Below are 7457 nucleotides of genomic sequence, written 5' to 3'. Positions count from 1 at the left end.
CACCGGACGGCCCGGCATCCAGGGCAGCGACATTAACCAGCCCGGAACCCTCGCGGCCGGAACCGGCACCGGGCTCGGCACGAACGGTGACACGGCCTTCCTCGGAGCCTTCGGGGCCCGGGGCAGGTCCACGGACGGCGTTGACGCGCATGTCGCGCCGTCCGCACCGCCCATCGGTTATCCGGCGCCGGCTCCCGGAGCGACAATCGGTGTCAACCCGCCGAACGGATTCCCTCCGGTGAGCGGGACGCCTGTCCCGACCGGCGGCTTTCCAGCGCCAGCACCCGTCAATCTCCTCGGCACGTCCGCTCCCTCGGTCGACACGGCCACCGCCACACGGCTCGGCGCACCTGCGGAATCCAGACGGCCCTCGTCATTACCGGGGCTGTTGCCGGGACTTCCGCCACCGGAGCCGCCCGCCCACCCGACAGGAATCCCCGCCAATGCGGCCGGGCCCGAGCGCGCCGTAGCCCCCTTGGCCAAGCGCGGCACAGCCTCCCGGCACGAAGTCAGCGTGGATCGACGCCTGCTGTTCGCGGGCGGCGGCCTCCTCCTGGCCCTGGTGATCCTGCTCGGAGTCGTCGTGTTCACCGGCGAGGACGGCACCGACACGACGAGCGGACAATCCGTCGCCACAACATCGGCCACCGGAGCGTCGGGGAACGGTGGACAGCCGGCCGGCAATCCACAGGAGATCCTCCGCTCGCTACTGAACCCGGTCGTCATGACGGGATGCGCCGTCCCCACACACCGTGACAGCGCCTATGCCGACGCCGCCCTCGTCTGCAAGGATCTCAGCGGCATCGAGGTCACCGCGTTCCACTTCCCGAGTCAGTCCGCCATGGACCGGCAGATCGGCGCCCGTGAAACGTACTACTACGACGAGGGGAACTGCGACGACGGCCAGCAGAGCTCGGAGCGGTGGAGCTCGCCGGCCGAGTCGACCGGTGGCACCCGGCTGTGCTACTTCTTCGCGAAGCGTTTCTACGAGTTCTGGACCTACGACGACTATCGAATCGCGTTCTCCGCGGATGATCAGGATCCGGGTAACCTCAACAGATGGTGGAAGTCGTTCGATCCACTCCGTCATTGAGCTGACCTTCCTCGGGAGACCGGATACCTGTGAACGGTTCCGAAGACGGATTCCCGCGGAATCCGGCCGACGGTGACGAGGATCCATCCAGTGAAACCGACTCGTGGTGGCGTCGCGGGCCCCTCACCGCGATCATCTTAATCATCGTGGCTCTGATCGCGGGTGGCGTCACCATCGGACTCGCCGTGACCCGCGATCCGAGCGACAGCCCCACCGGTCGCCACCCGTCGGCGGCCGGCACGACGGGCACGGGAGGCACCGTGGCCTCCGGAGGGGCCGTGGCCTCCGGAGCGGCCGGCGTCGGACCGTCGCCGGGCCCGACGCTCGATGCCGCCGAGGCACGGCTGCGGTCCTCGCTCAAGCCGTTCGCGGTCGGCGAGTGCGCGAGTGCGCCGCCCAGCGAGGGACAGGCGGTACCCGGTGGCGCGGAGGCGGCCCTCAGCTGCGTCCCCGGGGTGGCGACCGATGCTCCGGCCCCCGCTCGAATCCTCGTCCTGCGTTACCCGGACGCCTCGGCCCTGGCCCGCGACATCGCCCGCCGGTCCGCAGCCCTCGCCGGCGTCGGCAACTGTTATCAGGGGCAGACCGGCATCGAGCGCTGGGCACGCAGCTCCCGACGCCGTGGCACCTTCCTGTGCGATGCAGGACCCGGTCGGTTCTCGGTGTTCTGGACGGTTGACGACGAGCGTCTCGGTTTCGCCACGGAGGATCCGCAGGCCGACAAACTGCTCGCATGGTGGCGGGAGTTCGACCCGGTGTGACGGATCGGCCGTGCTTGCTGCCTCCGGCCGTCCCGGCGTCAGGCCCCCGGATAGCCCCGTGACTGGTAGGGCGCGGAGAGATCGGCAAGGGTTTCCTGCACCCGCTCGGCGTGCGGCATGCACGACAGGCTGACCCGGCCCCGCTGCCCCACCGTCTCAATGATCATCTCACCCGAGCCCAGAACCCGGTCGAGGACGTTCTGCTGCACGGTCGCACCAACCAACCAGGCGAACGGAACATCACGCCCAACCCGCGTGACGACCCCTTCGCGGATCATCAGTCGATGGTTCGTCACGACGTAATGGGTGGTCATTCGACGTAGCCATGGCATCACACTCAGATAACCGATTGCACCGAAGGCGACCAGAAGCACGAGGTACTGGATGGGCTTCTGCAACACCCCTCCAGGTGCGAAGAAAACCCCCAGCACGGCGAAAAGGAGGGCGGCAACCGTCCAGAGCGCCGGGACTACCAGGCTGACCCAGTGCGGGTGCAGATGGAGGACAACCTCTTCGTCCTGGGTGAGGATATCGTCGGGAAACGCCACGGCAACGATCGTCGCATCTCGGGCTGACAGATCGCTGCCGGGTCCCTCGTCACCGCAGGTGAACGATGTCGGCGGCGCTGTAGGGTCGCCCGTCGACGACGAGCCGGCCGTCGGGGTCAACATCGGTGGCGGTCCCGAGCACCGCCGAACCGTCCGGCAGCTCGACGCGCACCCGCCGGCCGATCGTCGCGCACACCCGTAGGTACTCCGCGCGAGCCGCTTGCGGGTCAGCCTCCCAGCCAGTGATCGCCCCGACGAGATCGGCGAGTACCACCCCGAGCAGCTCGGTCCGGTCCAGAGCCGCCGGAAGCGCGCCGCTGAGCAGCAGGCTCGTCGACCGCTCCGGGAGCTCGTCACGCTCCGCCATGACATTCAACCCAAAACCGATAATCACCGAAGGTGACGACAGTGGGATCTGGACGACCTCGACCAGGATGCCGGCGAGCTTCGCATCGTCGACGAGAACGTCATTGGGCCATTTCAGGACTGCGGGAACCGCCGCCACCTCACGTAGCGTCGCCAGGAGCGAGGTTCCGACCACCATAGGCAGCCAGCCGAGCAGGGACATCGCTACCCGGGGTCGCAGCAGCAGCGAGACCGTCAACCCGGCGCCAGGGCGAGACTCCCAGGATCGGTCGAGCCGGCCACGACCCGCCGTCTGCTGTTCGGCGACGAGAACCTGTCCCCGGCCGCGGGCGGTGTCTTCGCCCCGGGCGATGCGCGCCAGCGCGGCGTTGGTCGAGTCGATCTCCTCTACCACCGTCAGGTCGAGGCCAACCGCGGCGGCACGGGCCGCGAGGCGTGCGGCGTCCAGCGGTTCACGTGTTCCGATGGACGCGGATCGCCCCTCCCCGACAGAGCGGGCCCGAGGGGACGTCGGCGAGGGCTTGCCGGGCGGGAGCTTGCCGGACGCGGGCTGCTCGGGAGAGGGTCCCACGGGTGAAGGCTCCTTCGAGGGTGACACCGGTCCACCCTGCCAGACCGTCCGGTCACCCGCCGGCGACTCGGGCGATCAGCGGACGATCAGCAAACTGATCCGGGATACGGTTAACTCACCAGAGGCCCACGAATCTCGCCTATCCGGTGAGATCCGCTGCACATCAATCACACGCGTGGACCCGCGGGGGTCGTACGCTGCCGGTTATGGCTCTTCCCGCGCCCGCAGAGGATTCCGCTCCCGACCCGCACACCACCGCAGGCCGACTCGCCCAACTGCGGCGCGTGAACGATGATGCCGTCCACGCCGGGTCCCAGCGAGCGGTCGACGCGCAGCATGCCAAAGGCAAGATGACAGCCCGCGAACGGGTCGAGGCCTTCCTCGACCCCGGGTCGTTCGTCGAGACCGACGCCTTCGCCCGCCATCGCGCGCACGACTTCGGCGTCCAGGCCAACCGGCCGTATGGCGACGGCGTGGTGACCGGGTACGGGACTGTCGACGGCCGGCAGGTCTGCGTGTTCAGCCAGGACTTCACCGTTTTCGGTGGCAGCCTGGGTGAGGTCTTCGGTGAGAAGATCGTCAAAATCATGGATCTTGCGTTGAAGACGGGCTGCCCCGTCGTGGGTATCAACGACTCCGGCGGAGCGCGTATCCAGGAGGGCGTCGTCTCCCTCGGTCTGTACGGCGAAATCTTCTACCGCAACGTGATGGCCTCCGGCGTCGTCCCACAGCTCTCACTGATCATGGGACCATGCGCCGGTGGCGCCGTGTACTCGCCGGCGATCACCGACTTTACCCTGATGGTCGACCAGACCAGCCACATGTTCATCACTGGCCCCGACGTGATCAAGGAAGTCACCGGCGAGGACGTGGGCATGGAGGAACTGGGTGGCGCACACACCCACAACTCCCGCAGCGGTGTCGCGCACTTCCAGTCGGCCGACGAGACGGAGTGCCTCGAGCTCGCCCGTGCGCTGCTGTCGTTCCTTCCGTCGAACAATCTCGACGACGCCCCGAGCTACGACGCCGTGGACGATCTGGACGCCGAGATCGACCCGGATCTCGACACGTTCATCCCCGACTCCCCGAACACTCCGTACGACATGCACCAGATCATCGAGCGGCTCCTCGACGAGGGTGACTTTCTCGAGGTCCACACCCAGTTCGCCCAGAACATGATCGTCGGATTCGGCCGGGTGGATGGACGTTCTATCGGGGTGGTCGCCAACCAGCCGATGCAGTTCGCCGGCACCCTCGACATCGACGCCAGCGAGAAGGCCGCCCGGTTCGTCCGGACCTGCGACGCATTCAACATCCCGGTGCTGACCCTGGTCGACGTCCCCGGCTTCCTTCCCGGCACCTCCCAGGAGTGGAACGGCATCATTCGCCGTGGCGCCAAGCTGATCTACGCCTACGCAGAGGCCACCGTACCGAAAGTGACGGTGATCATTCGGAAGGCCTACGGCGGTGCCTACGACGTCATGGGGTCCAAGCACCTGCGGGCGGACATCAACCTCGCCTGGCCGATCGCCGAGATCGCGGTGATGGGCGCCCGGGGTGCCGTCAACATCATCTATCGACGGGATCTAGCCAGGTCCGAGTCACCGAAGACTCGTCGGGCAGAGCTGATCCAGGACTACACCGATCACTTCGCGACCCCTTACATCGCGGCGGAACGGGGCTATCTCGACGCGGTCATCAGCCCGTCGGCAACGCGGTGCGAGGTCATTCGAGCGCTGCGTCTGCTGCGTACCAAACGTGAATCCCTGCCACCGAAGAAGCACGGCAACATCCCGCTATAGACGATATCTGCCGTCGCCAGCTCGCCGGAAGGAGGATCTCCCCGACGGAGATCTCCCGGGCCTCAGAGGTCCACGGACGGCATACTCACGACGCACCAGCTACTCGAGGTACCGAGGAGAGAAACGTGGTTCAGGACGATGACAGGCGGGCGAGTCGGCCTCGGCTGCAGCTGATCCGCGGCGAGGCGACGCCGGAGGAGATCGCCGCTGTGGTGGCGCTCCTGACGGCTCGTGCCGCTCCCTCGTCGGCGCCGGCCACCCGCCGTTCATCCTGGGCCAGCCCGACGCTGGCGCTCCGTGGCAGTCTCACCACCGGACCGGGCGCGTGGCAAAGGTCCGGGATGACGCCGGGTGCGCGCACTCGAGCCGACTGGTGATCAACCGATAGGCATGACGCCGGGATGTCTGCAGCATCACATCTGGGTACTAACGACAGCAACAAAATGTGCGGCCCGACTCACCTACACTCAGGCAGGCCGGACGAGGACGGGAGCGACGTGCGTAAGATCCTCATCGCCAATCGGGGAGAAATCGCGGTTCGAGTGGCCCGCGCCTGCCGCGACGCCGGATACACCAGCGTCGCAGTATACGCGGAACCGGATATCAATGCCCTGCACGTACGCGTTGCTGACGAGGCATTTGCGTTGGGGGGCACGACCCCTGGTGATTCATACCTGCGCATCGACAAAATTCTCGATGCTTGCAAGTCCTCCGGGGCCGATGCCGTCCACCCGGGATACGGTTTTCTCTCGGAGAACGCGGACTTCGCGGAGGCCGTGATCTCCGCAGGCCTCACCTGGATCGGCCCGCCGCCGGAGGCCATCCGCCGTCTCGGGGACAAGACCGCGGCCCGGCATATTGCACTAGCGGTCGGTGCGCCGCTCGCACCTGGCACCGCAGACCCCGTGGCCGGCGTCGATGAAGTTGTCACCTTCGCCAAGCAGTACGGCCTTCCGGTTGCCATCAAGGCCGCTTTTGGTGGCGGAGGGCGCGGGCTGAAGGTCGCTTGGACCGCGGAGGAGCTCCCCGAACTGTTCGACAGTGCCGTCCGGGAGGCGGTCGCGGCGTTCGGTCGCGGAGAGTGCTTCGTCGAGCGGTACCTGGACCAGCCCCGCCACGTCGAGACCCAGATCCTGGCGGACACGCACGGCAACGTCGTCGTGGTCGGTACCCGCGACTGCTCGCTCCAACGCCGTTACCAGAAGCTCGTGGAGGAGGCGTCGGCACCGTTTCTCTCGGAGGCTCAGCTCCACTCGCTGTACGACGCCTCGAGGGCGATCTGCAAGGAAGCCGGCTATATCGGGGCCGGGACCGTCGAGTTCCTCGTCGCCCGCGATGGCATGATCAGCTTCCTTGAAGTCAATACCCGCCTCCAGGTCGAGCATCCGGTAACCGAAGAGGTCTCCGGAGTGGACCTGGTTCGCGCCCAGTTCCGCATCGCAGAGGGTGAGGCACTCGACTTCACCGATCCGGCTCCTCGCGGTCACTCCATCGAATTCCGTATCAACGGTGAGGATCCCGGCCGTAACTTCCTTCCCGCCCCCGGCACGGTCACCAAGCTGATCGCGCCGGCCGGCCCCGGCGTCCGACTCGATACCGGCATCGAAAGCGGCAGCGTCATCGGCGGCGCTTTCGACTCCCTGCTCGCAAAGCTCATCATCACCGGAGCAACCCGGCAGGAAGCTCTGCAGCGGGCTCGGCGCGCCCTCGACGAGATGATCATCGAGGGAATGGCGACGGCACTGCCATTCCACCGCGCGGTCGTACGGGATCCCGCCTTCGCCCCGGAGGACGCCGCAGAGCCTTTCCGTATCCACAACCGCTGGATCGAAACCGAGTTCGACAACACCGTCCCGGCCTTCGCGGGAGGGACTGAGGCCGACACCACCCCCGAGCCGCGGGAGACCGTGGTTGTCGAGGTAAGCGGCAAACGCCTCGAAGTCGTGCTACCCGCCGGATTCGGTTCTGCCCCCGTCGCCGCTTCCCGGGGAGCGGCGCCCAAGCGACGCGCTCGCGGCACGGCTGCGGCCAAGGTCACGGACGACGCCCTGACCAGTCCCATGCAGGGCACCATCATAAAGGTCGCGGTCAACGACGGCGACGCTGTTTCCGCGGGTGATCTGATCATTGTTCTGGAAGCGATGAAGATGGAACAGCCGATCAACGCGCACCGGGATGGCACGGTCACCGGACTGGCTGCGGCCGTCGGCGCCGTTGTCACCAGCGGCACCGTGCTCTGTGAGATCAAAGACTAGAACGCACCAAAGCTCGACCTGCCCACCGTCGGCTGCCACCTCTCCACCGCAGACTTCATAG

7 protein-coding genes are annotated in these 7457 nt (G+C 67.1%); 5 read left to right on the top strand and 2 right to left on the bottom strand.

Translation table 11 applies throughout. The features are described 5' to 3' along the window. On the top strand, positions 1–1093 hold a 1093-nt coding region (locus AC08OJ_RS06390), incomplete at its 5' end, for a hypothetical protein (protein WP_476595276.1). Between the two features lie 146 nt (positions 1094–1239). Next, positions 1240–1854 (top strand): hypothetical protein, encoded by a 615-nt coding sequence (locus AC08OJ_RS06385; RefSeq protein ID WP_476595275.1) that lies wholly within the window; start codon positions 1240–1242, stop codon positions 1852–1854. Between the two features lie 38 nt (positions 1855–1892). Here the strand turns inward: AC08OJ_RS06385 and AC08OJ_RS06380 are convergent, their stop codons facing one another. After that, the gene (locus AC08OJ_RS06380) at positions 1893–2402 is read right to left on the bottom strand and encodes a PH domain-containing protein (RefSeq protein ID WP_476592039.1); all 510 of its coding nucleotides are present in this window, start codon (positions 2400–2402) and stop codon (positions 1893–1895) included. Between the two features lie 49 nt (positions 2403–2451). Further along, positions 2452–3339 carry a biotin--[acetyl-CoA-carboxylase] ligase gene (locus tag AC08OJ_RS06375; protein WP_476592040.1) on the bottom strand — a complete coding sequence of 296 codons (888 nt, stop codon included), beginning with the start codon at positions 3337–3339 and terminating at the stop codon, positions 2452–2454. Positions 3340–3545: 206 nt separating this feature from the next. On the opposite strand from AC08OJ_RS06375, the gene AC08OJ_RS06370 reads away from it, so the two are divergent. The 3 genes from AC08OJ_RS06370 to AC08OJ_RS06360 all read left to right on the top strand — a co-directional run bounded on the left by AC08OJ_RS06370 (position 3546) and on the right by AC08OJ_RS06360 (position 7396). Further along, entirely contained in the window at positions 3546–5141 is a 1596-nt protein-coding gene (locus AC08OJ_RS06370; RefSeq protein ID WP_476592041.1) for an acyl-CoA carboxylase subunit beta, read from the top strand. A gap of 125 nt (positions 5142–5266) precedes the next feature. Then, positions 5267–5518 carry an acyl-CoA carboxylase subunit epsilon gene (locus AC08OJ_RS06365; RefSeq protein WP_476592042.1) on the top strand — a complete coding sequence of 84 codons (252 nt, stop codon included), beginning with the start codon at positions 5267–5269 and terminating at the stop codon, positions 5516–5518. A gap of 120 nt (positions 5519–5638) precedes the next feature. Further along, positions 5639–7396 (top strand): acetyl/propionyl/methylcrotonyl-CoA carboxylase subunit alpha, encoded by a 1758-nt coding sequence (locus AC08OJ_RS06360; RefSeq protein WP_476592043.1) that lies wholly within the window; start codon positions 5639–5641, stop codon positions 7394–7396. Positions 7397–7457 lie beyond the last annotated feature (61 nt).

It is taken from the genome of Frankia sp. CgKIO3, assembly GCF_977946435.1.
This window is presented reverse-complemented; position numbering and strand designations above follow the sequence as displayed.